Below are 25,167 nucleotides of genomic sequence, written 5' to 3'. Positions count from 1 at the left end.
TTTTGCCGGGGCTCTGGGGCCGGATTCCACTCATCTATTCGACATGTGGCTTTTTCTTCCGGTAATTGCGCCCGAAGAACCATGCCGCTGCCAGCGCCACCGCGCCCAGGGTCAGGAAGGCATAGTTGCCGAAACGGATGTAGGGCGTCATGCCGCTGGTACCGCGCACGGTCGCGCTGAGCACGCCCTCGGTATAGAAGGGCAGCGCGTGCGTGACCCGGCCGCGGTGGTCGATGACGGCGGTGGCGCCGTCGTTGGTCGAGCGCAGCATCGGGCGGCCGGTTTCCAGGGTGCGCATGCGCGAGATCTGCAGGTGCTGCGGGATCGCCGTCGACTGGCCGTACCAGGACAGGTTCGACATGTTCAGCAGCACGGTCGCCGGACGCGGCGCATTGCGCAGCTGCCAGGCGATCTCTTCGCCGAACACGTCCTCGTAACAGATGTTCGGCAGCACCAGCTGCTCCTTGACCGCGAACGGCGCCTGCAGCCCCTTGCCGCGGGTGGCGTCGTTCAGGGGCAGGTTCAGCATGTCGGTGAACCAGCGGAAGCCCGGCGGGATGAATTCGCCGAAAGGCACCAGGTGGGCCTTGTCGTAGCGATAGGGCTGCGGCTGGGGAGACATCGCCACCACGCTGTTGGCGTACTGGTTCGGGCCGTCGAGCAGGGGGATGCCGACGGCGAGGGTGCTGCCGCTCTTGCTGGCGAAGGCCTGCAGGCTGGCGAGATAGCCCTCGGGCAGGTTGTGCGGGAAGGACGGGATCGCCGTTTCCGGGGTGGCGACCAGGTCGGCCGGCTTGGCCGTGATCATGCCGTGGTAACGCTCGAGGATGCTCGACAGGAAGGCATAGTCGAACTTGCGGTCTTGCGGGATATTCCCCTGCAACAGGCGCACCGTGATCGGCGCACCCGTCTCATGGGTCCACTCGACGCTGCGCAGGCCGAAACCCGTCGCCAGCAGGGCCGCCAGCAGGCCGATCGCGGGCAGGCGTGCGCGCTGGGTGAGCATGACGATGCAGCCCGCGCCCATGGCGACCAGCACGCCGATGCCGTAGACGCCGACCAGCGGCGCATAACCCGCCAGCGGAGAAGTATCGTGGGCATAGCCGGAGACCGACCAGGGGAAACCCGTAAACACCCAGCCGCGCATCCATTCGGACACGCCCCAGGTGACGGGCAGCATCAGCAGGACGAAGCTTGCCACCGGTAGCGACCATTTCTGGCGCAGCCAGCTCGCCACTCCGGTCGCGAACGCCCCGAACAGGCCCATGTAGAGGCCGAGCAGGACGATGCCCAGCGCCCCGAGGATGGCCGGCAGCTGGGCGAAGCGGGTCATCAGGACGTAGAGCCAGAACATGGCGCCGACCGACCAGCCGAAGCCGAAGGCCCAGCCGAGCAGGGTGGCGCGCTTGACCGAGCTGCCCAGGCCGACCTGGTAGAACAGCCAGGCCAGCAGCAGGAACTGCAGCGGCCACCAGCCGAAGGGCTCGAAGGAGAAGAGGGAAGCGCCGCCCGCGAGGACGGCGGTGACGAGCAGTGCGGGCGAGGGCCGCGTGCCGCGTGCCGCCGCAGCGGCTACCGGATCGACCGGGGCAGCGCCGGTTGCAGAAGCGGGACGGCGACGCAGCATCAATCGTCGTCGCGGTCGAGGGATACCGGAGGCAGCTTTTCGACCAGCAGCACGTGGATCTGGCGCGCGTCGGCGCGCAGCACTTCGAAGCGCAGGTTGCGCAAGGTGAATTCCTCGCCCTTGTGCGGCATGCGGCCGAGGTGGCCGGCAACGAAACCGCCGATGGTGTCGGCATCCATCTCGGGCAGGTCGACGCCGATTTCTTCGTTGAACTGCTCGATCTCGGTCAGCGCCTTGACGCGCCAGCGCGGGCCTTGCTGGCCTTCCTTGATCGACAGGACATTGTCTTCTTCCTCGTCGAAATCGTATTCGTCCTCGATGTCGCCGACGATCTGCTCGAGCACGTCTTCGATGGTGATCAGGCCGGCCACGCCGCTGTACTCGTCGACGACGATGGCCATGTGGTTATGGTTGGCGCGGAAATCGCGCAGCAGCACGTTCAGGCGCTTCGACTCGGGAATGAAGATCGCCGGGCGCAGCATGGCGCGCACGTCGAAGGACTTCTCCGTGTAATAGCGCAATAAATCCTTGGCCAGCAGGATGCCGACCACCTTGTCGCGTTCGCCTTCGATGGCGGGGAAGCGCGAGTGCTGGGTTTGCAGCACGATCGGCAGCCATTCCTCGATCGGGTCGGTGATGTCGATCACGTCCATTTGCGAACGCGGCACCATGATGTCGCGCGCGGACAGGTCGGAAACCTGGAACACCCCTTCGATCATCGACAGGGCGTCGGCGTCGATCAGGTTGCGCTCGTGTGCTTCGTGCAGCACTTCAAGCAGCTCGGTGCGATTTTCTGGCTCAGGGGAGATGAGTGCGGTCAACCTTTCGAAGAGGGACCGATGGGGTTTGGCGTCCTGGCGGACGTCACTGGGATACTCGGGCATAGTTGGCGTGAAGCCGTTGTTACGATAGACGTAGGATACACCAAAAGCGCCGGGGCTGATTCCGATTGGGCTGTGCGCAGGGGCGCGTCGGCAGAGCGCGGGCGCTTGCCTTATCATTGAAGAATTGGTCAAAAAGCAAAAGGAAGTGCATGCCCGCCCTCACCATCAACGGCAATATCGCCAACCTCGACGTGCCCGACGACATGCCCCTGCTCTGGGTTCTGCGCGACGTCGCCGGCCTCACCGGCACCAAGTTCGGCTGCGGCCAGGCGCTGTGCGGCGCCTGCACCGTGCACCTCGACGGCCAGCCGATCCGCTCCTGCGTCACGCCTGTGTCCGCTGCGGCCGGCAAGAAGATCGTCACCATCGAGGCCATCGGCCAGGACCCGGTCGGCGCCAAAGTACAGGACGCCTGGCGCCAGATCGACGTGGTGCAGTGCGGCTACTGCCAGTCGGGCCAGATCATGTCGGCCACCGCCTTGCTGCAGGCCACGCCCAAGCCGAGCGACAGCGACATCGACAACGCGATGGCCGGCAACATCTGCCGCTGCGGCACCTATGGCCGCATCCGCCAGGCGATCAAGATCGCGGCAAGCAAATAAGAGGAAGGCAGATGAGCAAACCACAAGACATCTCGCCTGCGCGCCGCCGTTTCATGCAGCTCGGCGCCACCTCGGGCGGCGCGCTGCTGTTCGGTTTTTCACTGTTTGGTTGCCGCAAGGAGGACGACCGCAAGGAAGCGCCGCCGGAAAAGGCCGTCGGCCAGGCCTCCACCCACCATTCCGATACCCCGGCCGGGCTGGCGCGCGACGCCTTCATCCGCATCGACCGGATGGGCGTTGTCACCCTCGTCATCCACAAGGTCGAAATGGGGCAGGGCACCTTCACGTCGATGCCGATGCTGCTGGCCGAGGAGCTGGGCGCCGACCTGTCGAAAGTAAAACTCGAGCAGGCGCCGGCGAATAACGAGTTGTATGCCGACCCCCTGCTCGGCGGACAGGTGACGGGCGGCTCGACCTCGGTGCGCGGCGCCTGGAAGCCGCTGCGCGAAGCCGGCGCCATGGTGCGCAGCGTGCTGGTCGCGGCGGCCGCCCAGCAGTGGGACGTCGACCTTGATGAGCTGCAGGTGGTGGCGGGCACCGTGCGCCACGGCGACTCCGGGCGCTCTGCCCACTTTGGCGAGCTGGTCGATGCGGCCTCGAAGATGGACTTGCCGAAGACCGTCAAGCTGAAGGACCCGAAGCAGTTCGTGCTGATCGGAAAATCCGTAAAACGCCTGGATTCGCCGGCCAAGGTGAATGGCGAAGCCCAGTTCGGCATCGACGCGCGCTTGCCGAACATGGGCATCGCGGCCGTGGCCGCCTCGCCCGTGACTGGCGGCAAGCTCGTCGGTGTGGACGAAGCCAAGGCACTGGCCGTCAAAGGCGTGCGCCAGGTCTTGCGCCTGGAGGGCGCGGTGGCCGTGGTGGCGGATCACTTCTGGGCGGCGAAGCAGGGACTGGCGGCGGCCGCGCCGCGCTGGGACGACGGCGTCAACGGTAACGTATCGCTGGCCGGCATCGTGGGCGACATGATGAAGGTGTCGCAGGAAACGGGCGCGCTGGCCAAAAACGCCGGCAACGCCTTGACGTCGCTGGAGGCGGAGGGCGGGCGCAAGGTCGAGGCCGTCTATGAAATGCCCTTCCTGGCCCACGCCACGATGGAGCCGATGAATTGCACGGTGGACTTGCGGGCCGACGGCTGCGACCTCTGGGTCGGCACCCAGGTGCCGGCGCTGGCCCAGGGCGCGGCGGCGAAGGTGTCCGGGCTCCCCGTCGAGAAGGTCAAGGTCCACAACTATTATATTGGCGGCGGTTTCGGGCGCCGGCTCGAGGTCGATTACGTGATCCAGGCGGTGGCCTTTGCGAAACTGGCGAAGGGCCCGATCAAGTTCATCTGGACGCGCGAGGAAGATATCCAGCACGACATGTTCCGCCCCTATTACGTGGACCGGCTGGCGGCGCGGCTGGACGACAAGGGCCGGCCGGCGGCATGGTTCCACCGCACCACCGGCTCCTCGATCATGTCGCGCTTCGCCCCGCCTGCGGTGAAGAACGGCGTCGACCCGGATGCGGTCGAGGGCGCGGCCGACCTGCAGTACACGATTCCCGACATGCGCGTCGAGTACGTGCGCCACGAACCGCCGGGCGTGCCGACGGCCTTCTGGCGCGGCGTGGGGCCGACCCACAATGTGTTCGTGGTGGAAAGCTTCATGGACGAGCTGGCCCAGGCGGCCAAGCAGGACCCGGTCGTGTTCCGGCGCGCCCTGCTCGATAAATCGCCGCGCACCCTGGCCGTGCTGAACCTGGCGGCGCAAAAGGCCGGCTGGGGCCAGCCGCTGGCGCCGATCGCAGGACGCCGCGTCGGGCGCGGGGTATCGACCCAGTTCGCCTTCGGCAGCTATATGGCGCAGGTGGCCGAGGTGTCGGTCGGTGCGGACGGCGACGTGCGCCTGCACCGCGTCGTGTGTGCGGTCGATTGCGGCCAGGCAGTGAATCCGGACACGATCGCCGCCCAGATCGAAGGCGGCATCATCTTCGGCGCCACGGCAGCCTTGTGGAACGAGATCACGATCAACCGGGGAAGGGTGCAGCAGACCAACTTCGGCGATTACCGCATGATGCGCATCAACGAAGCGCCCCGGGTCGAGGTCCACATCGTCAACAGCACGGACGAGCCGGGCGGGATCGGCGAGCCGGGGACGTCGGGGATTGCGCCGGCGCTGACGAACGCGGTGTTCGCGGCGACGGGACGCAGGATTCGGAAGTTGCCGATCGGAGATCAGCTGGGACGGAGTTGACCGTTCGGGTTGCGTAGGGTGGTCAGCTCCACCCGAGACTGATGCGTATTCGCGCTGTGTGCGCTGCCCACGCGTCGATCGTTGGCAGCGAGATCATGCGGGTCGATGACCGGGGAGCTGGCGATCACCGCGTGGACGGCGAAGCCGTCCACCCTACGAAAGACGACAACCCGGCGTCGCCAGGCCTTACTCCTCCGCGTACGGATCCGGATACCCGAGCACTTCCATGATGTCGCGTTCGAACTGTTCCATCTCCTCGGCTTCCTCGTCGTGCTCGTGATCGTAGCCCTGCGCATGCAGCACGCCGTGCACGATCAGGTGCGCCGCGTGTTCCTCGACCGTCTTCTTCTGTTCATCGGCTTCGCGCTGGAGCACGTCCGTGCACAGGATGATGTCGGCCTGGGTCGGTTCGTCCTCGCCCAGCTCCTCGCCTTCGTTATAGGCAAAGGTCAGCACGTTGGTCGCGTAATCCTTGCCGCGGTAGTCGCGGTTGAGGGTTTGCCCCTCCGCGCTGTCGACGAAGCGGATCGTCAGTTCGGCCGGCCCGAGCAGGGTGGCGCGCACCCAGCGCTCCACCAGCTCGGGGGTGATGGTCGATTCGAGGCGGGCGTCCGGGTACTGGACGTCCAGGTCAAGCTCATGATTTTTTACGGACATTTCGTGTAGTGGCAGGTTTCGTCAGCGCGCCCATTTCCTGGACGGCAGTGGCTTTTTCGTAGGCGTCGACAATGCGGCCCACCAGCGGGTGGCGCACCACGTCGGCGCTCGAAAACTGGGTAAAGGCGATGCCGCGCACGTCCTTCAGGACGTGCATGGCGTCCACCAGGCCCGAACGCTGGGTCTTGTGCAGGTCGACCTGGGTAACGTCACCGGTCACGACGGCCTTGCTGCCGAAGCCGATACGCGTCAGGAACATCTTCATCTGCTCGACGGTCGTGTTCTGCGCTTCGTCGAGGATGACGAAGGCGTGGTTCAGCGTGCGGCCGCGCATGTAGGCCAGCGGGGCGATCTCGATCACCTGTTTTTCGAACAGCTTCTGGGTGCGGTCGAAGCCGAGCAGGTCGTACAGCGCGTCGTACAGCGGGCGCAGGTAAGGGTCGACCTTCTGGCTCATGTCGCCGGGCAGGAAGCCGAGGCGCTCGCCGGCTTCCACGGCCGGGCGCGTCAGGATGATGCGCTTGACGGCGTCGCGCTCGAGCGCATCGACGGCGCAGGCGACGGCGAGATAGGTCTTGCCGGTGCCGGCCGGGCCGATGCCGAAGCTGATGTCGTGCTCGAGCACCGCTTTCAGGTACTGGATCTGGTGCGGCGTGCGCCCGCGCAGGTCGCTGCGGCGGGTTTTGAGCATGGGGCTGACCAGTTCGGCCTCGTCCTCGCCCGCTTCGGCGTCGGCATCGGCATCCGGCGCGGAAGTGGGAGCGGCCTTGGCGGGGGCGCCTTCGATCGTCGGCCTCAGGCCCGCGCGCTGCTCGACCAGGGCCAGCTGCACTTCTTCGATCGGCACGACCTTGTTTGCCACTGCATAAAAGCGTTCGAGCAGTTCGACCGCGCGCGCGGCATTCGCGCCGCTGACGATGAACTTCTCGCCGCGGCGGAAGACGGTGACGTCGAGCGCCGCCGAAATCTGGCGCAGGTTCTCGTCGAGCGGGCCGCACAGGTGGGCAAGCCGCGTGTTATCGAGCGGCTCGGGAATGAAGTAGGACGGCTGGGAGGGGCTTTGTGTTTTCAACTGGCTATGGCAATCGTATCGAGATTGGCGACGAGTTCGCCGCGCAGTGAATAATCCAGGCTTTCGGTGACGCGCACATCGACCAACTGGCCGATCAGCGTGTTGCCCGTGGTGCCCGGTGCGAAAATGACCACCCGGTTGCTCTCGGTGCGGCCTTGCAGTTCGGAAGGATTCTTCTTGGACGGCCCCTCGACCAGGACGCGCTGGACCGTGCCGACCATGGCCGCGCTGTACTTGCGGGTGTTGGCGTCGATCAGGGCCTGCAGGCGCTGCAGGCGCGCCAGCTTGACCTCGTGCGGGGTATCGTCTTCCAGGTTGGCGGCCGGCGTGCCGGGGCGCTTGCTGAAGATAAAGCTGAAACTGTTGTCGAAGCCGACATCCTGCACCAGCTTCATCATGGCTTCGAAATCGGCATCGGTTTCGCCGGGGAAGCCGACGATGAAGTCCGAGGAGATCGCGATGTCCGGGCGCACCGCGCGGATGCGGCGGATGATGGACTTGTATTCGATGCCCGTGTAGCCGCGCTTCATGGCGCCGAGGATCCGGTCGGAACCGTGCTGGACGGGCAGGTACAGGTGGTTCACCAGTTGCGGGATCTTCGCGTAGGCGTCGATCAGGCGCTGGGTGAATTCCTTCGGGTGGCTGGTGACGAAACGCAGGCGCTCGATGCCGGGAATGGCAGCGATGTATTCGAGCAGCAGGGCGAAGTCGGCCGTGTCGCCATTCTCCATGACGCCGCGGAAGGCGTTCACGTTCTGGCCGAGCAGCATGATTTCCTTGACGCCCTGGGCGGCCAGGCCCGCGACTTCCGTCAGCACGTCCTCGAAGCGGCGCGACACTTCCTCGCCGCGGGTGTAGGGCACCACGCAGTAACTGCAATATTTACTGCAGCCTTCCATGATCGAGACGTAGGCGACCGGGCCTTCGACTTTTGCTGGCGGCAAATGGTCGAACTTTTCGATTTCCGGGAAGCTGATGTCGACCTGGGCGCTGCCGCTGCTGCGGCGCTCGCGGATCATCTGCGGCAGGCGGTGCAGGGTTTGCGGACCAAACACCATGTCCACGTGCGGCGCACGCTTGACGATCGCTTCGCCTTCCTGCGAGGCCACGCAGCCGCCCACGCCGATGATCAGGTCTGGACGCTGGCGCTTCAGTTCGCGCAGGCGTCCCAGATCAGAAAACACTTTTTCCTGCGCCTTTTCACGCACGGAACACGTATTAAACAGGATCACGTCAGCGTCGTCCGCCTTGTCGGTACGAACGAGTCCATCGGATGCGCCCAGCACGTCGGCCATCTTGTCCGAGTCGTACTCGTTCATTTGGCAACCGAAGGTTTTAATAAATACTTTTTTCTGCATGGAATGCTTTATTGAAAGGTGTGCTGACGCTTTGACAAGGCGCCAACGGAGTTTAACGTAAATCCTTATTTAGGGCCGGAATCCGCGTGTGGAAAACTATGCAAGGCGATTTTTAATGCCTATTGGAATTAACCCTTGCTTCGGCCGAAACGATTGTCAAGATAATCAGATTGTTAAATTGCCTGAAGGAAGCAAAACGCGAAGGCTAAGGCAGAGTCAGCGTTTGCTCAATATATTTCCTGTTGTAAATCAAAGGCTTCGCTCGAAATTCTTTTACACAAATTAACGAAAGAAATCTCTTGCGTGCGCCACAAATAATCCCCATGTGTTGAAATGCTTATGTGACAAGCTTTCCACGCGATAGCTTGATTTCCAACAATGAGTCATGTGTTCAAGACGGATGTGCAGCTTCCGTATGGGTCTGATAATTTGTTTGAAAGACAAGTGCGTTCGAGGGAGTGTTAAGCAGGGCGCATGCGCTCCGGCATTGTTCTTAAGCGAAATCTCAGACTTGTTCTGTTTAATCGTCCAGGAGCGTGTCCGGGAACTTAGTTTGACGGAAGGAAGTCATTAACAAAGTTCGTAACGGAACTATTTTAACCACACTCACGAGGTAAAAAATCATGGCACATCATGCTTTGTCTTCACAAGAGAGTTACAACCCGAACCACCTGCTCGACATTCTGCTCGGCAAAATGCAGCTGAAAAACGACGCTGCGCTGTCGCGCATGCTCGAGGTGGCCCCTCCAGTCATCAGCAAGATTCGCCACCACCGTCTGCCGGTTGGCGCCTCGCTGCTGATCCGCATGCACGAAGTGACCGGCATGAGCATCCGCGACCTGCGCGACCTGATGGGCGACCGCCGCACCAAGTATCGCCTGTCCGATGCCCAAGGCCGTCCAAAGCCAGAAGAGAAGGCAGCAGCTGCGGCAGCCGCCCAGCAACAGCAGCAGCAACAGCAACAAACGCAAAACACTGACGCCTCTTCTTCGACGTCCGGCAACTATGCGCACTAATACCGATGGCGTGGCAGATTCCACTGCCATGCCTTCGGTCAAGCCAGGCAGCGGCCCGGCGTCCTGAGGACGTCGCGCACGCTGCCTTTTCTTTTTGCGTCCCGTCGTCAATGGCCACAGGACGTCGTTTTTTCCTTCCCGCTTTTGCCACCGGGCTTGCCGTTCGCCCTGCGCGCACGCGCCGCATCCGGCCCTGCTCATACGGGGCAGTCGCCACGCCTCCAACCCATTGACCCGTCCCAAGCAATAACGCGCCGGTTATTGTATTCTCGCCGTGCTCCGCCGTCATGCCTATCATGCATGCGGAAGGCGTGCGGCCCTGCCGCCGGCTTCGTTTACTTCATCAACACAAGGACTTCAATGAAACTCTACTTCAGCCCTGGCGCCTGCTCGCTGTCCCCGCATATCGTCCTGCTCGAGGCAGGCCTGTCCTTCACCTCCGAGCGCGTCGACCTGCGCGAAAAGCGCACCGCCGGCGGCGAGGACTTCCGGGCGATCAATCCGAAAGGCTATGTGCCGGCCCTGGCTCTGGACGACGGCACCGTGCTGACCGAAGGCCCTGCCATCGTCCAGTACCTGGCCGACCAGGCGCCGGCCACCGGGCTGCTGCCTGCGGCAGGCGACGTCGAGCGCTACAAGGTCGTCGGCTGGCTGAATTATATTTCCACCGAAGTGCACAAGAACTTCAGCCCGCTGTTCAACCCGGCGGCGACCGACGAGGTCAAGGCGTATGCGCGCAAGATGCTGGCGCTGCGCCTGGCCCATCTCGCCGAACACCTGCAGGGACGCGACTTCCTCGGCAAGGGCTTCGGCGTGGCCGATGCCTACCTGTTCACCGTGCTCGGCTGGACCGATGTCGTCAAAGTCAGCCTGGACGAGTGGCCGGTGCTGCAGGCCTACCGCGGCCGCATCGCAGCCCGTCCGGCCGTCCAGCAGGCACTGCGCGAAGAAGGCCTGATCAAGTAAGCGTACGCCGTGCGAGGGGCGGTAACATCGCACGATGACGAGCAAGCACTACATCGCCTTATTACGAGGCATTAACGTTGGCCGCGCCAAGCGCGTTGCCATGGCCGACCTGCGCAAGCTCATCGGCGACATGGGCTATGGCGACGTGCGCAGTGTCCTCAACAGCGGCAACCTCGTGTTCCGCGCCGACGGCATCGAGCCCGGCGCCGCTGCCGCGGCGATCGAGGAGCAGCTGGTGCTCAAGCTTGGCCTGGTGTCCCGTGTCAGCGTGCTCAGCCGTGACGAACTGGCAACCGTGCTTGCGGAAAATACGCTGCTGCCGGTCGCCACCGACCATTCCCGCCTGCTGGTGTTCCTGCTGGCCGACGGCGCCGCACGCGCGCTTGTCTCGCCCCTGTGCGAGCGCGAGTGGGGTGGCGAGGCGCTGGCGGTGGGCCAGCGTGCCGCCTATGTCTGGTGTCCGGAAGGAATGCTCGACAGCGCGGCCGCCACCGCGCTGGGAAAACAGCTGGGGGACACGACGACCTCGCGCAACTGGAACACGCTGTGCAAGCTGTATGCGCTGTGCAGCGAGGCAGGGGCCGTGCCGCCGGGCGCCTGACGGAACGACCGGCGCAGGAGGGGCTTGGGGCCGCGTGCGGCTACTTGAATTTCTCGCTGCTGTCCCGACGTGCCCGGTAACCGAGCAGGACCAGGCCGACCACCATCATCGCAAACACCTCGGGCTCCGGCAGCTCGGACATCCGGGCCGGCAGCGCCGCCAGTTGCGGGCGGGCGGGCTGGTCCGACGGAGCCGTACGCGCCGGTGGGGATGCCGCACCGCTCGGCGCTTCCGGTACCAGATCGATCAACTTGGCGTGCGCGCCACTGCCGAACATGAGGGCCAGCGCTGCGGCGAGTGCGAATTTGTTCACGATGCTTCCCTTTCTTGCGGCCACGATGTGATACGGCAATCTGGACGAACAGAAGATTCAAGCAAGCTCAGGCAGAGCAAAATGGCAGCACTGCGGCACCCGGTAAAGCATAGCAAATCGGTGTGGCGCGATGGTGTTCGATTCGTGGCGAACATGTGATCAAAACAGGCAGCAGTCGCATGCCGGCCACACCGTCGGGCCGTGTGAAAGAAATGCGACAGCTGGTGAAACCAGCAATATCAAACCGGCAAGCGTTTCGACAGGTTTAATTGGTGTTTTCGCAATGAACTTGCATAAAAAGCAGGCCGAGCGCTGCATTCTTTATCAAGCTCGCAACGAATTGTGTTGACAGCTTTTCCAGCTATGACAGCGATCAAGAAATTTTAAGCGTCCCGTATACATCTCGGTTTTTTTTACAGGTATAGTCTCCTTTATCCCATTGCCCTAGGGCATCAAAACGATGTCGAACACACATGTTCGGCATGTCACGGCCTTCAAGAGCCGCCGCCAGTTCGAGCCGTACTTCCCGGCGTAGTTTTCGGAATTGGCAACCGCTGTTTGCACTGTCGCAGCCGCGCACCCAATACTTGTAGAGTACTGATAATGCCCAACTTTGCCCGACTTCAGATTGCATTCAAGAACGTCTATGTTCGCATCGCCGCAGCCCTGGTGCTGGGCGTCGCGACCGGCGTGGCAATCTATACGGCCGATGTGCCGCAGGATCCGAGCCCGGTCGTTCATTCGCAAGACATTTCCGCCATCACGCGCCTGGCCACGCAGAAGGACAAGCTCGACTACCTGATGGTGGCCAAGCCGCTGTCCGAGTCGCCGCGCTATGTGTTCAAGTTCAAGAACGCGCCCGAGCTGCACGTGGTCAAGGTGCCGAGCACCTCGCACCTCTCGCTCGAGCGCGAAGTCCTGCTCAAGAACGCGATTCCGTATTCGATCGCCAAGGACGAGTATCTTGAATCGCACAAGGCCGTGCTCGACGAAGGCGGCTCGATGGGATCGGCCACGCTCGGCTTCCTGAAGCGCCACGCTTTCGAGATCCTGCTGATCGGCCTCGTCATTTACTGCCTGAAGTTCGGCATCCCCGGCATGGGCGCCAGCGCCACGATGATCACCCCGGACAAGCTCAAGGGCAGCATGGACGACCTGATCGGCATGGAAGACATCAAGCAGGAAGTGCTGCACCTGGAAGACATGATCCGCAACCGCGACGAATACGCATCGCACAACATCGACAAGCCCTTCAACGTGATGCTGACCGGTCCTGCCGGTACCGGTAAAACCAAGCTGGTCGGCTACCTGGCCAAGCGCCTCGACATGCCGCTGATCCAGGCCTCCGGTTCGGCGCTCGAATCGGGTTACGTCGGCGGCGGCTCCAAGGCCCTGAACGCCCTGTACCGCAAGGCCTGCGCCAAAGGTAAATGCATCATCTTCCTCGATGAGGCGCAGAGCCTGTTCATGCCGCGCGGCCGCAGCGAAAAGAAGTGGGAAGACGATACCGCCAACACGCTGCTGGGCCTGCTCGACGGCGTGAAGAGCGACAAGGGCCAGGGCGTGATCTGGGTGGTCGCCTCGAACTTCGACGACGCCTCGACCGAGATGGACGAAGCGATGCTGCGCCGCTTCTCGGTGAAGATCAACTTCCGCCTGCCGAACAAGAACGAGCGCCGCGAACTGCTGCGCAGCTTCCTGGCACGCAAGAAAGAGGGCCTGGTCGACTATAACGACCTCGACCTGGACCAGGTGGCCGAAATCACGCAGAACCTGAGTCCGGCGCTGCTGGAAACCGTGGTCGAGCGCGCGTCGATGCTGTCGATCCAGGAAAAGGTGGTCATCAACACCGACCTGCTGTTCCGTGCCTACGAGCGCGCCACCATCGGCCTGACCGACCGCGCCACCACGGCCGAGAAGCACAAGCAGCGCGAGCGCATCGCCCTGCACGAGCTGGGCCACTTCTTCATGCAGATCGACCCACACCTGCGCGCCGGCCTGACGCTGGAAGAAGTGAAGGAAAAGTCGCACCTGCTGAAGATCAGCACCGAAGCCGTGTCGAAGATCGGCGCCCTCGGTTACGTGCTGCAGTCGGGTGACGACATGTCGCTGCGCACGCTGGAAGAACTCGAGCGTGACGTGATCGGCCTGTACGGCGGCATGGCGGCCGAAGAGCTGTTCTACGGCGCCCGCGGCATCTCGGTCGGCGCCCAGAACGACATCGAGAAGGTGACCAAGATGCTGAACCTGATGGTCAACCGCCTGTCGATGTACTCGCGCTCGAAGATCGACTACAGCCAGTTGAAGAACGACGCCAGCGGCGAGCACACCCTGCGCCAGATGGAAGAGAAGGCCGATGAACTCTACAGCTACACGTTGGGCGCGATGCGCGACTACCGCGCCATGATCGAGTCGCTGAAGGACACGCTGCTCGAACAGTACGTGCTCTCGAAGGACGCCGTGTTCGCGCTGCTGGAGGAGCGCAAGGAACTGCTGCATTTCACGCCGAAGCACGCGAACCTGAAGCTGTGCACGGAGACCGGGGAGATGGTTGCCGCCTAAGCTGGCCAGTACCGCCGAAAACAACATGCCCGCTGTGCGATCCGCCGGCGGGCATTTTTTATGCACGGCTTGATCAGACCCGTAGGGTGGGCGGCTATACCCGACGGTGGACAATCACGCGGCCTTGATGCCGCCCACGCGTTCAATCACCGGTAGAAGCCTCGCGACAGTGCACCAGCCGCTTGAACGCGTGGGCGGGAAGCCCGCCCACCCTACGGGTATGCTTGCCGGCGTTATCGACACACATGGAAAAAATGCCCGCAAGGCGCGTTCGCGCCGGCGGGCATTTTCACTCGAGGGCTAGCTCACTCAATGCGCGTGCTGCGCCTCCTTCAGCGTCGTGATCACGTAGCGCGTCATGCTCCCCGCCAGCTCCTGCTCGCCGAGGAAGACCTTGCCGCCGGTATCCGTGCGCAGCAGCGCCGCTTCCTGCTCGTTGTGGGTGCGCACGACGCAGCGGATGGCCGGGTTGAGCATCTTCGCCGTCTCGATCATGGTGCGCACGTGGAAGGTGTCGGGCGTGGCGATCACCAGCACCGATGCGCGCGCGATGTGCGCCTGGATCAGTACCGCCGGTTCGGCCGCATTGCCGACGACGGCCGGCTGGTCCTGGCGGCGCAGCGCCTCGACCACTTCCCGGTTCTGCTCGGCGACCACATAGTGCACGCCCTGGGCGTCCAGCCCGGCGGCGATCATGCGTCCGACGCGCCCGTAACCGACCAGCACCACCTGGCCCGTGAGCTGCTCGTGCGGCACCGACATCGGCAGTTCCGCCAGCGGATCGGGCGAGGCCTCCATGTTGCGCACCGCCTGCGAATTGGCGCGCAGCCAGCGCTGCAGCGGCTCGATCGCCGTGAACAGCAGCGGATTGACCGCGATCGAGATGATCGCGCCGGCCAGGATCAGGCTCTGGCCTTCGGCCGGCATCAGCCCCAACGAAATGCCGAGCGCCGCCAGGATGAAGGAGAATTCGCCAATCTGCGCCAGGCTGGCCGAGACGGTGATCGCCGTATTCAGGGGGTAGCGCAGGGCCAGCACCAGCAGCATCGCCGCGATCGACTTGCCGAAGATGATGACCGCGACCACCGCCAGCACCTTGAACGGGCTCTCGACCAGCACCATCGGATCGAACAGCATCCCGACCGAGACGAAGAACAGCACCGAGAACGCGTCGCGCAGCGGCAGCGATTCCTCGGCCGCGCGGTGGCTCAGTTCCGACTCGCGCAGCACCATGCCGGCGAAGAAGGCGCCCAGCGCGAAGGACACGCCGAACAGCTCGGAGGAACCGTAGGCGATGCCGACGGCCGCGGCGATGACGGAGAGCGTGAACAGTTCGCGCGAATTGGTCTTGGCGACGCGCCACAGGAACCAGGGAAAGACCTTGCGCCCGACGAGGAGCATGAAGGCGACGAAGGCGCCGACCTGCAGCAGCGTCTTGCCGAGGGCGAGCAGGAGCGAGGTCTCGCCGTCCACGCTCTTGCCGCCCAAGGGGCCGGCCAGCGCCGGCAGCAGGACCAGCACCAGCACCGTCACCAGGTCTTCGACCACCAGCCAGCCGACCGCGATGCGGCCGTTCATCGAATCGAGGATGCCGCGCGACTCCAGCGCGCGCAGCAGGACCACGGTACTCGCTACCGACAGCGCCAGGCCGAACACCAGTCCCGCCCCCAGGCTCCAGCCCCACAGGTGGGCCATGCCGATGCCCATTGCGGTGGCCACCGCAATCTGCAGCACCGCGCCGGGCAGGGCGATCCTGCGCACGTCGAGCAGGTCGCGCAGCGAAAAGTGAAGTCCCACTCCGAACATCAGCAGCATGACACCAATCTCGGCCAGTTGGGAGGCCAGCGACACGTCGGCCACAAAACCCGGCGTGGCGGGCCCGATCACGATGCCGGCGGCCAGGTAGCCGACCAGGGCAGGCAGTTTCAGGCGGACGGCGATCATCCCGAACAGGAGGCCGAAGCCGAGGGCGGCGGCGATGGTGGTAATCAGGCTGAGTTCATGGTGCATGCAGGACAGCTCCTTTTCTAGGTGGAATCACGACAGTATAAGCGACATGGCAACACGATCCCGAAAATAGAGGACTGCTTCCAGTCCTTGCCGACAATCCGGTTCTCGTTGCTGGCTATAATCGTTTGCATAACAAGGCCAACCCATTCAGGAGACAGCATGAACAAGGTATTCGTCACCGGCGTCGGGATGATCCCGTTCGCCAAGCCCGGCGCCAGCGCCCCGTACCACGAGATGGCGGCCGACGCCGCGCGCGCCGCGCTGCAGGACGCCGGCATCGGCTACGAGGACGTCGAGCAGGCCTATGCGGGCTATGTGTACGGCGACTCCACCTGCGGCCAGAAGGCCTTGTACGGCGTCGGCATGACCGGCATCCCGATCGTCAACGTCAACAACAACTGCTCGACCGGCTCCACGGCCCTGTTCCTGGCGCGCCAGGCGATCGCCAGCGGCGCGGCCGACTGCGTGCTGGTGCTCGGCTTCGAGCAGATGAGCCCCGGCGCCCTCGGTTCCGTCTTCACCGACCGCCCGGCGCCCTTCGACGATTTCGACGCCGTCACCGACCGCCTGGTCGGCAAGCCCGAGATCCCCCTGGCGCTGCGCTACTTCGGCGGCGCGGGCCTGGCGCACATGGAAAAATACGGTACGCCGCTCGAAGCCTTCGCCCGGATCCGCGCCAAGGCCAGCCGCCATGCGGTCAACAACCCGCTGGCGCTGTTCAGGAAAGAAGTCACGGCGCAGGACGTGTTAGAGGCGCCGATGATCTGGCCGGGCGTGATGACGCGCCTGATGGCCTGCCCGCCGACCTGCGGCGCCGCCGCCGCGGTACTGGTGTCGGACAGCTTCGCGAAAAAGCGCGGCCTGCGTAGCGACGTGTTCATCGCAGGCCAGGCGATGACGACTGACCGCGCCAGCACCTTCGAAGCCAACGACATGATGCGCCTGGTCGGCTACGAGATGAGCCGTGAGGCGGCCAACAAGGTCTACAGCCAGGCGGGCATCGGTCCGGACGAACTGGACGTCGTCGAGCTGCACGACTGCTTCGCGCACAACGAACTGATCACCTACGAAGCCCTCGGGCTGTGCTCGGAAGGCGGTGCGGACAAATTCATCCGCGACGGCGACAACACCTATGGCGGCAAGGTCGTCACCAACCCCTCGGGCGGCCTGCTCTCGAAAGGCCATCCGCTGGGCGCCACCGGTTTGGCCCAGTGCTTCGAGCTGACCCACCAGCTGCGCGGCAGCGCCGGCGCGCGCCAGGTCGAGGGCGCCCGCACGGCGCTGCAGCACAACCTGGGCCTGGGCGGCGCCTGCGTCGTCACCCTGTACCAGGCTGCGTAAGGGAGAACACATGGAGCTCATGACCGCCTCCTGGATGAACCCCGAGCTGGAATCCTTCCGCGACGCCGTGCGCCGCTTCGTCGCCAGCGAAGTCGCCCCGCACGGCGAGCGCTGGCGCAAGCAGCAGCACGTCGACCGCGCGCTGTGGCACAAGGCAGGCGAAATGGGCCTGCTTGCCGCCGACATCCCCGAGGAGTACGGCGGCTCGGGCGGCAGCTTCGCCCACATGGCGGTCGTGTTCGAGGAACTCGGCTACGTGGGCGACATGGCCTTCGGCCTGCACGTGCATGCGATCGTCGCCCACTACCTGCTGAACCAGGGCACCGAGGAACAGAAGCAGCATTACCTGCCCAGGCTCGCCAGCGGCGAGATGATCGCGGCCATCGCGATGACCGAACCGGGCGCCGGCTCCGACTTGAAAGGCATCCGGACGACGGCAGTGAAGGGCGGCGACGGCTATCGCCTGAGCGGCTCGAAGACCTTCATCTCGAACGGCTACCTGGCCGACCTGATCCTGGTGGTGGCCAAGACCGACCCGGATGCGGGCGCGAAAGGCATCTCGCTGATGCTGCTCGAAACCCGCGATGGAGAGGGCGGTAACGCAGCCGGATTCCGGGTCGGCCGCATCCTCGAAAAAGTCGGGCAGAAGGGGCAGGACACCTGCGAGCTGTTCTTCGACGACGCCCACGTGCCGCTGGCGAACGTGCTGGGCGGGGAAGAGGGCAGGGGCTTTGCCCAGCTGATGACGGAACTGCCCTACGAGCGCACCATCCTCGGCGTGGCCGGCGTGGCTGCGATCGAGCGCGCGCTGCACCTGACGGTCGAGCATGCCAAAGAACGCAAAGCCTTCGGCCAGGCCCTGATCGAGATGCAGAACACGCGCTTCGTGCTCGCCGAGATCAAGACCGAGGCGACGATCGCGCGCATCTTCATCGACCGCTGCGTGGAAGACATGCTCGCGGGCCGGATGGACGCCGTGCGCGCCTCGATGGCCAAGTACTGGATCTCGGACCTGCAATGCAAGGTCGTGGACCAGTGCGTGCAGCTGTTCGGCGGCTACGGCTACATGCTCGAATACCCGATCGCCCAGATGTACGTCGACGCGCGCGTCCAGCGCATCTACGGCGGCGCCAACGAGATCATGAAAGAGATCATCGCCCGCTCCTTGTGATGTGTTGACTGGACTGCCCATGCCCGGACCGCTCACTGGCATCAAAATCATCGAAATGGTCGGCCTCGGCCCCTGTCCCTTCGCCGCCATGATGCTGGCCGACATGGGCGCCGAGGTCATCCGCATCGACCGCAAGCCGAAACCCGGCGCCCCCAACCCTTTCCCCATGCTCGGCACGAAGTTCGACGTGATGGCCCGGGGCCGCCGCTCGCTCGCCCTCGACCTGAAGCACCCCGAGGCACGCGACCTCGTATTGAAACTGGCCGAACAGGCCGACATCCTGATCGAAGGCTTCCGTCCCGGCGTCATGGAGCGCCTCGGCCTCGGCCCCGACGACTGCCAGGCGCGCAACCCGAAGCTGGTGTTCGGGCGCATCACCGGCTGGGGCCAGGACGGACCGCTGGCCCAGGCCGCCGGCCACGACCTGAACTACGTCGCCCTGTCCGGCATGCTGCACGCCATGGGCCGTGCGGACGCGCCGCCCAGCCCGCCGCTGAACCTGGTCGGCGACTTCGGCGGCGGCGCCATGATGCTCGCCTTTGGCGTCGTCTGCGCCGCCCTCGAGGCGCGCGCCTCGGGCAAGGGGCAGGTGGTCGATGCCGCCATGACCGACGGCTCGGCCCTGCTGGGCGCCATGATGTACGGCCTGCGCGCCCATGGTTCGTGGAGCGACGCCCGCGAAGCGAACATGCTCGATGGCGGCGCACCGTTCTACGATACCTACGCCTGCGCTGACGGCAAATTCCTCTCGGTCGGCGCGATCGAGCCGCAGTTCTACGCCCAGCTATTGGAATTGACGGGCGCCGCCGACCCCGACTTCCTGAAGCAGTGGAGCCAGAAGCGCTGGCCCGAGCTGAAGGCGAAATTCGCCGCGCTGTTCGCGACCCGCACGCGCGACGGCTGGTGCGCGCTGCTGGAGGGGACGGACGCCTGCGTCGCCCCGGTGCTCGACATGGCGGAGGCGCCGCAGCACCCGCACAACCGTGCGCGCGGCACCTTCGTCGAGATCGAGGGCGTGGTCCAGCCGGCACCAAGCCCGCGCTTTTCCCGCACCCTGCCCGAGGCAGGGCAGGCGGGCGCCGCGCCCGGCCAGCACAGCGCCGCGATACTGGCGGACTGGGGCTGGAGTCTCGAGGCAATCGGGACGCTGCAAAGCAACGGAGTCATATAGGATAAGGTCATTGATGGGCTAACGCTGGCATATGACCAAGGAACTCCAACTCGACAAATCGAAACGGCTCGCGCTGGGTTTTTTCATCGGCGCGGCCCTGCTGTTTGTCCTGAGCCTGTTCCTGCCGCCCAGCTGGTGGACCGGGCTATTGAAAGCGTTTTCGGAAGCGGCGATGGTCGGCGCCCTGGCCGACTGGTTTGCCGTAGTCGCCCTGTTCAAGCGGGTGCCGATTCCGGTCGTATCGCGCCATACGAATATCATCCCGAACAACAAGGTCAAGATTGCCGATAACCTGGCGCTCTTCGTGCGCGAGAAATTCCTCGATACCGAATCGATCGTCAGGCTGATCCAGAAACACGACCCGGCGCAGAAAGTGGCCGACTGGCTGGTAAAACCGGCCAATACCGAGCACATGGGCGGCTACCTGGTGAAACTGGCGGTCTGGATGCTCGACTTCACCGAAGACGCGGCCATCCAGAATTTTTTGCGCAAGGCCGTGCACACGATGGTCGGCAGCGTGGATTTGTCGAAGTCCGCCGGCACCATCCTGGAAAGCCTGACGCGCGGCGGGCGCCACCAGGAATTGCTGAACGAAGGCATCCACCAGCTGGCGAAGTTGCTCGATAACGGCGACACGCAGGCCTATATCTCGCAAGGCATCGTCGACTGGCTGCGCGACGAATACGCCTTCATCGAAAAGATGCTGCCGTCCGAACTCATCGGCCGCAAGGGCGCCGATATCGCGGTGCGCCTGGCGTCCGGCATCCTGAGCAAGGTCGCCAGCGATCCCGAACATCCCCTGCGCGCGCGCTTCGATACCTTTACGAAGGAATTCATCGAGCGCCTGAAAGCCGATCCGCAGTTTTCCAGCAAAAGCGAAGAAATCAAGCATTACCTGCTGAACGACGACACCCTCAACCATTACCTGAAATCGCTCTGGGGCGACCTCAAGGGCTGGCTGAAAAAGGATCTCGAGAGCGAGCACTCGACCCTGCGCATGCGCATGCAGGCCACCGGCGCCTGGCTCGGGAAAACCCTGGCCGACGACCCGCAATTGCGCCGGTCGCTCAACGAGAACCTGGAACTGGCCGCACGCGCCGCCGCACCGGAATTCGCCGTCTACCTGACCCGCCACATCGCCGATACCGTGAAAAACTGGGACAGCGCCGAAATGTCCGAACAGATCGAACTCAATATCGGCAAGGACCTGCAATTCATCCGCATCAACGGCACCATCGTCGGCGGGTTGATTGGGGTGGTGCTGTATTTGCTGTCGTCGCTGCCGGGCGTGCTGTCCTAGGGGAAGCGCCGGAAAAGCGTAATATGGTTGTTATCGCTTCAGGAGGAGAAGTCATGGAACAGGCACTGAACGCATGGCTGGCTGCACACCCCGACATCGAGGCGATCCCGGGCCGCGATCTGTTCATCGTCGCGCGTTACCTGATTCCGATGGAAGCGACGTTAATGCAGGGCTGCCTGGAGGCGTCCGGCATTCCCGCCGTGTTGGCCGACGCCCACCTGATGCAAACCGATTTGCTGCTGGCGCCGGCGCTGGGCGGCGTGCGCATCCTGGTGCCCTTAACGTATATCCAACAGGCTCAAGCCGTGATTGAAGCCTTTGGGCGAGGAGACTTCGCATTGACTGAAAATATGGACGGGAACGGCATAAAGGAAGGAAGCGTCTAAACAACGTCTTGCCACAAGCGAAACCGAAAATTCCACACTAAAACGTTTACTGGTTACAATCTCTCTTGCCGGAGATCACGGGATCAAGCCAGCGCGTACGGCAAGTGGAGACAAAATGTTAAGTACAATAGTTATACTCGCAAACTCTATCAAACATAGGCTTCGATGCGTTGCTGGGAAGCCGGTAAATGGGGGCAGATGGATTCGGTTAGTGGCGAATCCAGAGGGAGGAGCAGTTACCACTGATCAAGCGTCGTACACAAATCCGCATGGCCGATTTGTCGCGAAGCCCCTGCAAAAAATTATTATGAGACTCGGCAGCCCGGTTCCTTTAGTTAATCAGCCAGAAAATGTTCTTTGCGGAGCTGGCTGGGTGCAAAAATACAAAATTGGAATGGCTGACCTGCCTACGTATCAAGATCATCCGGAATCGCTGTGGGGAGAGGGGAATAGAATTAGCGCGGTTGCGATTACGTCTGGAGCATGCCAAATAGATCAGTCTTTGTATTTAGTAAAAGTCGAGGATTTAACACTCTATCGATCTGACGAAAATAAGCGACGCGTTACATTTCGCTATAACAACGTCGATTACGATCTTCCAGCGACCTGCACTAATTTCGACACGATTGAAATTGGTCGTGCTAATCATGATAATTGGGTTGTGGCAAGCTTGGGCGAAGAGCATTCGGATGGCTTCCATTATAAGATTATTGCTACAATCCTTTAAGGCCAGGCGCATGAATATCTATACCATTGGATTTACGAAGAAAAATGCTGAGACGTTTTTTAAGTTCATCCGCTCATCAAACGTCAAGACGCTAATTGACGTTCGTTTGAACAATGTGTCTCAATTGGCCGGATTCGCGAAAAAAGACGATCTTAAGTTTTTTTTACGCGAGATCTGTTCTGCAGAGTACGTACATATCCCGGATTTTACACCTACTAAAGAGATACTTGACCCCTATAAAAAGGGCGAAATGACATGGGCTTCGTATGAAGAAAAATTTTTAAACTTGATGGCAAAACGAAACGTCGAACGTTCAATTACGCCTCAGTTGCTCGATCAAGGTTGCCTTCTTTGCAGTGAGCATGAGCCACATATGTGCCACAGACGTCTCGTCGTCGAGTATCTTAACAAGGCAAGCGATTTAGACATGAAAATTAGGCATTTGTATTAAGATGAAATCGGTATTGATATTGTATCCTCTAGAATTTCGCAGTCAGTCGAAATTCGACCGTAAAGTCTGCAATATCATCAGTAATATGCAAGACTATCGCATCGTATTTCCGAGCGACGAAAGTAATTTTATTAAGAGTCTCTTCTCGGGGCGGTTAAGCCCTGCATCAATCGTCGAGTGCAAATCGTGGAAGGACGAAAATGTAACTCATGCTATCGTTTTTTCAGACGGCGAAGTTTTTCTTGACGAAATGGTAGAGCTTGAGAAGCAACAGATCCCATTACGAAGAATATTCGTAAGCATCACGCGAGTTATTAATATAAAAAAGGATCTACGCTTTGCTGGCATCAAAAGCAATGCTGAATATGAATATATCGGGCGCGGATCCTATTGGGGGAATCCCTACTCGATGTTCGCCGAAGGGGAGAGTCGGGAGGAAGTCATTAGGAAGTATAAATATGACTTTGATTACGAGAAATTTCCAAATAAAAAAAAGTCAGAAGTGTTCAAGTTGGCAGGGAAGCGATTAGGGTGTTTTTGCAAACCGGAGGCTTGCCATGGTGACGTTCTTGCGAATTTTTTGAACGCATGGGACGACGGGAAGTAGACACAGTCGGCCGTGCTGGCCTCCACTAACGTAAATATGTTCGATGTGGGTTCAGGGTTCGCCATTAGAGCACCGACTCCGATTATCTTGTTCCGTTGTATTCTGTAGCTCTAATCACCTACTACATCAGGTCAAGAGACCGAATGCCATATGCGGCTGTTCCCAGCCCTGAGTGATGTGCGCATCCCGGTGCCGTTGGCCTATGTCTAGCAGGCGCGGTTGGTGTCGGTATTCTCCAACGCAGCGAATTTGCGCTCGACGATAGAGTGGTGTATAGAAGCCGCGAGTGATTGCGCAGTGGTGTGTTCTCAAGCTCGCATTTGGTAAATAGGCAAATGAATTCCCGAGCCGTCTAGAATATTTTTTAAAAGCGTTTGGATGCGAAAAAGCCCCGGAATTTTGACAACTCAGGGCTTTTTTAGGCGGAAAAGAATATCGGCCTTAAGCTCGGGTAGCGCGCTTTTCCTTCACTGATTGATTGCAATAAGGATGCATCAGCTCGCAATTGTCAGGATCGCCAACCCCGCCAGCTCGAACCGGCTTGACATGGTCGTACGAAATAGATTTTTCCGTATCCAGGTAGCCCCGGCAAGTTGGGCACCGTAATGCGCTCTTCAGCGCATTACGCAAGAACACAACACTCTTAGCGTCGTCTGAGAAGGCCGTCGGTCGTTGCACGTCTCTACCGATGACGATTTTTCCTTCAAGACCAAGTAGCTTAACAAGTAATGGGCCGTCTGGTGTCTCGCCGGCTTTAAGGGACTTGATGAGGCCGGCAAGGAACTCCTCGTATTTCTCGACGCGTCTTTTGCTCGGATGCTTTTGAAGAATCGTCGCAATCGTCTCTTTATCCTCGATGAGGATCCGTTCAAGGCGCTCGCGGACTTCGGTAAAGTTATCAAAGAAGGACTTGTTGTTGTTGGCTATGGCTCTGGCGATGAGAGACATTGTGCCCATGAACATCGAATTCGAATGCCGCCCCGTTGGGCCATAGAAATAGACCGCCGGGTGCAGCCCTAGGCTGCCGTTTTCGTTGCCAGATACTCGCTGGGCAAGTTTCGACAACTTTAATAGAACGGAAACCGTATCCTTCCCGTCAGCATCTTCCGCAGTCTCCTCGACGGAAGTAGGTTTCCCCGATTGATCACGTACTGCGATCAAACACAGGTCAATTAATGCCTGGATGGCGGTCCTGACGCTTTTTTGGCCGCCAAGAGGCAAATCCAAGGTTTTGATGGGACGGTGGAGTTCTGGATCGAACAATGTTGAGTGAATTTTGCCTGACAGTTCCTCGATTTTTTTTGCTGTCTCCTGGTCGAAGGACGACCAATATTTATGTCCTCTGCCTGCGCGAATTATTGCTCGGGCTGCAATTGATATCGCCTTTTTTCGTCCTTTTAGCAGCAGTTCCTCAATGTCATCAAGAGGAGTTCCTTGAGTGTTAATGTTGAAGAACGATGTCTCTGCTTTTTCGGCATCACCTTCAACCCATTGAATTGGGAGACCGCGGACAGCAATTGTATTAACGATCTTTGTTTCGGCTGGTGTCAATCCTACGGTACCCATTTTCGCTTGCAAATGCTGCCAAGTTCCAACCTGAGTTTGCACCATCTCACGAACCCGCTTGGCGATTCGTTTTTGCTCGGCGGAAATTTCGTAACTGAAGAACGGTTGCGATACCGGACCGTCCCCGTAGTCATCCATAACCCAAGCTTTTAGGACACTGAGACGGTGCCCACCGTCAATCACGAAAAAAAAGCGATCGGATTTCCACAAAATTACAGAAGGTATTAGATCGCCGTTAACGAAGCATTTTAAGAGCGCGACCACTTGCTCAGGCGTCCAATGATTTGTCTCACGCTGGAAGTCGGGCTTCCTCAAAAGTTTCCCGATGAAGCCGTCTGGCCCGAGCTCCCTCAGAGTGATCTTGTCGGTCTTCTCAAACGACTGAGCATCGCCGTCCGAAGCTGCGAAATCCTCACGAAGGACCATTGCATCTAGATTTACCAGGTTCGCCATATATTGTTACTGTTGGGCCGTTAAAATTTTCTACCGACAATGATTCTGCCGGGAAGTTTTTGTTCTGGCAAGAATTATTTAGGCGGGGG

22 protein-coding genes are annotated in these 25,167 nt (G+C 61.4%); 14 read left to right on the top strand and 8 right to left on the bottom strand.

The annotated features are described in order from the left end of the window. Nucleotides 1–34: 34 nt before the first annotated feature. Nucleotides 35–1,627 carry an apolipoprotein N-acyltransferase gene (gene lnt, locus ACWCIA_RS10390; protein ID WP_454162998.1) on the bottom strand — a complete coding sequence of 531 codons (1,593 nt, stop codon included), beginning with the start codon at nt 1,625–1,627 and terminating at the stop codon, nt 35–37. Then, entirely contained in the window at nt 1,627–2,511 is an 885-nt protein-coding gene (locus ACWCIA_RS10385) for an HlyC/CorC family transporter (protein WP_454162996.1), read from the bottom strand. The genes lnt and ACWCIA_RS10385 overlap by 1 nt, the downstream gene beginning before the upstream one ends. 149 nt (nt 2,512–2,660) lie before the next feature. Here ACWCIA_RS10385 and ACWCIA_RS10380 point away from each other — a divergent pair, with 149 nt between their 5' ends. Both ACWCIA_RS10380 and ACWCIA_RS10375 read left to right on the top strand, forming a co-directional pair. Next, entirely contained in the window at nt 2,661–3,113 is a 453-nt protein-coding gene (locus ACWCIA_RS10380; protein WP_454162994.1) for a (2Fe-2S)-binding protein, read from the top strand. Nucleotides 3,114–3,124: 11 nt separating this feature from the next. Further along, nucleotides 3,125–5,350 (top strand): molybdopterin cofactor-binding domain-containing protein, encoded by a 2,226-nt coding sequence (locus ACWCIA_RS10375; RefSeq protein ID WP_454162992.1) that lies wholly within the window; start codon nt 3,125–3,127, stop codon nt 5,348–5,350. Nucleotides 5,351–5,536: 186 nt separating this feature from the next. On the opposite strand, the gene ybeY is transcribed toward ACWCIA_RS10375, so the two are convergent. From ybeY to miaB, 3 genes are read right to left on the bottom strand one after another with little or no spacing between them, the layout of a single operon-like run. Further along, complete coding sequence (gene ybeY / locus ACWCIA_RS10370; RefSeq protein ID WP_454162990.1) at nt 5,537–6,007, bottom strand: rRNA maturation RNase YbeY; 471 nt, start codon at nt 6,005–6,007, stop codon at nt 5,537–5,539. Beyond that, the gene (locus ACWCIA_RS10365) at nt 5,988–7,079 is read right to left on the bottom strand and encodes a PhoH family protein (protein WP_454162988.1); all 1,092 of its coding nucleotides are present in this window, start codon (nt 7,077–7,079) and stop codon (nt 5,988–5,990) included. The genes ybeY and ACWCIA_RS10365 overlap by 20 nt, the downstream gene beginning before the upstream one ends. After that, nucleotides 7,076–8,437 carry a tRNA (N6-isopentenyl adenosine(37)-C2)-methylthiotransferase MiaB gene (miaB, locus tag ACWCIA_RS10360; protein WP_454162987.1) on the bottom strand — a complete coding sequence of 454 codons (1,362 nt, stop codon included), beginning with the start codon at nt 8,435–8,437 and terminating at the stop codon, nt 7,076–7,078. Before miaB ends, ACWCIA_RS10365 begins: the two co-directional genes overlap by 4 nt. Before the next feature lie 623 nt (nt 8,438–9,060). On the opposite strand from miaB, the gene ACWCIA_RS10355 reads away from it, so the two are divergent. The 3 genes from ACWCIA_RS10355 to ACWCIA_RS10345 all read left to right on the top strand — a co-directional run bounded on the left by ACWCIA_RS10355 (nt 9,061) and on the right by ACWCIA_RS10345 (nt 11,020). Then, nucleotides 9,061–9,453 carry a hypothetical protein gene (locus tag ACWCIA_RS10355; RefSeq protein ID WP_454162986.1) on the top strand — a complete coding sequence of 131 codons (393 nt, stop codon included), beginning with the start codon at nt 9,061–9,063 and terminating at the stop codon, nt 9,451–9,453. Nucleotides 9,454–9,813: 360 nt separating this feature from the next. After that, entirely contained in the window at nt 9,814–10,419 is a 606-nt protein-coding gene (gene gstA, locus ACWCIA_RS10350; RefSeq protein WP_454162985.1) for a glutathione transferase GstA, read from the top strand. A gap of 34 nt (nt 10,420–10,453) precedes the next feature. Beyond that, complete coding sequence (locus ACWCIA_RS10345; RefSeq protein ID WP_454162983.1) at nt 10,454–11,020, top strand: DUF1697 domain-containing protein; 567 nt, start codon at nt 10,454–10,456, stop codon at nt 11,018–11,020. Nucleotides 11,021–11,060: 40 nt separating this feature from the next. Here the strand turns inward: ACWCIA_RS10345 and ACWCIA_RS10340 are convergent, their stop codons facing one another. Continuing rightward, complete coding sequence (locus ACWCIA_RS10340; RefSeq protein WP_454162981.1) at nt 11,061–11,333, bottom strand: hypothetical protein; 273 nt, start codon at nt 11,331–11,333, stop codon at nt 11,061–11,063. A gap of 603 nt (nt 11,334–11,936) precedes the next feature. On the opposite strand from ACWCIA_RS10340, the gene ACWCIA_RS10335 reads away from it, so the two are divergent. After that, nucleotides 11,937–13,895, top strand: a complete 1,959-nt coding sequence (locus ACWCIA_RS10335) for an AAA family ATPase (RefSeq protein ID WP_454162980.1) — start codon at nt 11,937–11,939, stop codon at nt 13,893–13,895. A gap of 309 nt (nt 13,896–14,204) precedes the next feature. Here ACWCIA_RS10335 and ybaL read toward each other — a convergent pair whose 3' ends face one another. Next, on the bottom strand, nt 14,205–15,905 hold the full coding sequence (ybaL, locus tag ACWCIA_RS10330; RefSeq protein WP_454162979.1) for a YbaL family putative K(+) efflux transporter: 1,701 nt from the start codon (nt 15,903–15,905) through the stop codon (nt 14,205–14,207). A gap of 159 nt (nt 15,906–16,064) precedes the next feature. Between ybaL and ACWCIA_RS10325 the strand changes: the two genes are divergently transcribed. From ACWCIA_RS10325 to ACWCIA_RS10290, 8 genes are all read left to right on the top strand, one after another. Further along, nucleotides 16,065–17,246, top strand: coding sequence for a lipid-transfer protein (locus ACWCIA_RS10325; RefSeq protein WP_454162977.1), 1,182 nt, complete (start codon nt 16,065–16,067; stop codon nt 17,244–17,246). Between the two features lie 10 nt (nt 17,247–17,256). Continuing rightward, nucleotides 17,257–18,417, top strand: coding sequence for an acyl-CoA dehydrogenase family protein (locus ACWCIA_RS10320; protein ID WP_454162975.1), 1,161 nt, complete (start codon nt 17,257–17,259; stop codon nt 18,415–18,417). 19 nt (nt 18,418–18,436) lie between these two features. Continuing rightward, complete coding sequence (locus ACWCIA_RS10315; RefSeq protein ID WP_454162973.1) at nt 18,437–19,588, top strand: CaiB/BaiF CoA transferase family protein; 1,152 nt, start codon at nt 18,437–18,439, stop codon at nt 19,586–19,588. Nucleotides 19,589–19,619: 31 nt separating this feature from the next. After that, nucleotides 19,620–20,888 (top strand): DUF445 domain-containing protein, encoded by a 1,269-nt coding sequence (locus tag ACWCIA_RS10310; protein ID WP_454162971.1) that lies wholly within the window; start codon nt 19,620–19,622, stop codon nt 20,886–20,888. Nucleotides 20,889–20,941: 53 nt separating this feature from the next. Then, nucleotides 20,942–21,274, top strand: coding sequence for a putative signal transducing protein (locus tag ACWCIA_RS10305; RefSeq protein ID WP_454162970.1), 333 nt, complete (start codon nt 20,942–20,944; stop codon nt 21,272–21,274). Nucleotides 21,275–21,389: 115 nt separating this feature from the next. Next, nucleotides 21,390–22,001: a dual OB domain-containing protein gene (locus ACWCIA_RS10300; protein WP_454162968.1), complete on the top strand. Its 612-nt coding sequence runs from the start codon at nt 21,390–21,392 to the stop codon at nt 21,999–22,001. A 10-nt stretch (nt 22,002–22,011) separates the two neighbouring features. Further along, on the top strand, nt 22,012–22,452 hold the full coding sequence (locus ACWCIA_RS10295) for a DUF488 domain-containing protein (RefSeq protein ID WP_454162966.1): 441 nt from the start codon (nt 22,012–22,014) through the stop codon (nt 22,450–22,452). 1 nt (nt 22,453) lies between these two features. Beyond that, nucleotides 22,454–23,059 carry a DUF4326 domain-containing protein gene (locus ACWCIA_RS10290; protein ID WP_454162965.1) on the top strand — a complete coding sequence of 202 codons (606 nt, stop codon included), beginning with the start codon at nt 22,454–22,456 and terminating at the stop codon, nt 23,057–23,059. 441 nt (nt 23,060–23,500) lie between these two features. Here ACWCIA_RS10290 and ACWCIA_RS10285 read toward each other — a convergent pair whose 3' ends face one another. Beyond that, the gene (locus ACWCIA_RS10285; RefSeq protein WP_454162963.1) at nt 23,501–25,078 is read right to left on the bottom strand and encodes a GmrSD restriction endonuclease domain-containing protein; all 1,578 of its coding nucleotides are present in this window, start codon (nt 25,076–25,078) and stop codon (nt 23,501–23,503) included. Nucleotides 25,079–25,167 lie beyond the last annotated feature (89 nt).

This window comes from Massilia sp. SYSU DXS3249 (assembly GCF_053668055.1).
Note: the sequence above shows the minus strand (reverse complement) of the source record. Positions and strands in the feature narration are given on the sequence as shown.

Coding starts and splice junctions, on each gene's coding strand:
- lnt (WP_454162998.1), bottom strand. CDS start 1,627: ATGCTGCGTCGCCGTCCCGCTTCTGCAACCGGCGCTGCCCCGGTCGAT.
- ACWCIA_RS10385 (WP_454162996.1), bottom strand. CDS start 2,511: ATGCCCGAGTATCCCAGTGACGTCCGCCAGGACGCCAAACCCCATCGG.
- ACWCIA_RS10380 (WP_454162994.1), top strand. CDS start 2,661: ATGCCCGCCCTCACCATCAACGGCAATATCGCCAACCTCGACGTGCCC.
- ACWCIA_RS10375 (WP_454162992.1), top strand. CDS start 3,125: ATGAGCAAACCACAAGACATCTCGCCTGCGCGCCGCCGTTTCATGCAG.
- ybeY (WP_454162990.1), bottom strand. CDS start 6,007: ATGTCCGTAAAAAATCATGAGCTTGACCTGGACGTCCAGTACCCGGAC.
- miaB (WP_454162987.1), bottom strand. CDS start 8,437: ATGCAGAAAAAAGTATTTATTAAAACCTTCGGTTGCCAAATGAACGAG.
- ACWCIA_RS10355 (WP_454162986.1), top strand. CDS start 9,061: ATGGCACATCATGCTTTGTCTTCACAAGAGAGTTACAACCCGAACCAC.
- gstA (WP_454162985.1), top strand. CDS start 9,814: ATGAAACTCTACTTCAGCCCTGGCGCCTGCTCGCTGTCCCCGCATATC.
- ACWCIA_RS10345 (WP_454162983.1), top strand. CDS start 10,454: ATGACGAGCAAGCACTACATCGCCTTATTACGAGGCATTAACGTTGGC.
- ACWCIA_RS10335 (WP_454162980.1), top strand. CDS start 11,937: ATGCCCAACTTTGCCCGACTTCAGATTGCATTCAAGAACGTCTATGTT.
- ybaL (WP_454162979.1), bottom strand. CDS start 15,905: ATGCACCATGAACTCAGCCTGATTACCACCATCGCCGCCGCCCTCGGC.
- ACWCIA_RS10325 (WP_454162977.1), top strand. CDS start 16,065: ATGAACAAGGTATTCGTCACCGGCGTCGGGATGATCCCGTTCGCCAAG.
- ACWCIA_RS10320 (WP_454162975.1), top strand. CDS start 17,257: ATGGAGCTCATGACCGCCTCCTGGATGAACCCCGAGCTGGAATCCTTC.
- ACWCIA_RS10315 (WP_454162973.1), top strand. CDS start 18,437: ATGCCCGGACCGCTCACTGGCATCAAAATCATCGAAATGGTCGGCCTC.
- ACWCIA_RS10310 (WP_454162971.1), top strand. CDS start 19,620: ATGACCAAGGAACTCCAACTCGACAAATCGAAACGGCTCGCGCTGGGT.
- ACWCIA_RS10305 (WP_454162970.1), top strand. CDS start 20,942: ATGGAACAGGCACTGAACGCATGGCTGGCTGCACACCCCGACATCGAG.
- ACWCIA_RS10300 (WP_454162968.1), top strand. CDS start 21,390: ATGTTAAGTACAATAGTTATACTCGCAAACTCTATCAAACATAGGCTT.
- ACWCIA_RS10295 (WP_454162966.1), top strand. CDS start 22,012: ATGAATATCTATACCATTGGATTTACGAAGAAAAATGCTGAGACGTTT.
- ACWCIA_RS10290 (WP_454162965.1), top strand. CDS start 22,454: ATGAAATCGGTATTGATATTGTATCCTCTAGAATTTCGCAGTCAGTCG.
- ACWCIA_RS10285 (WP_454162963.1), bottom strand. CDS start 25,078: ATGGCGAACCTGGTAAATCTAGATGCAATGGTCCTTCGTGAGGATTTC.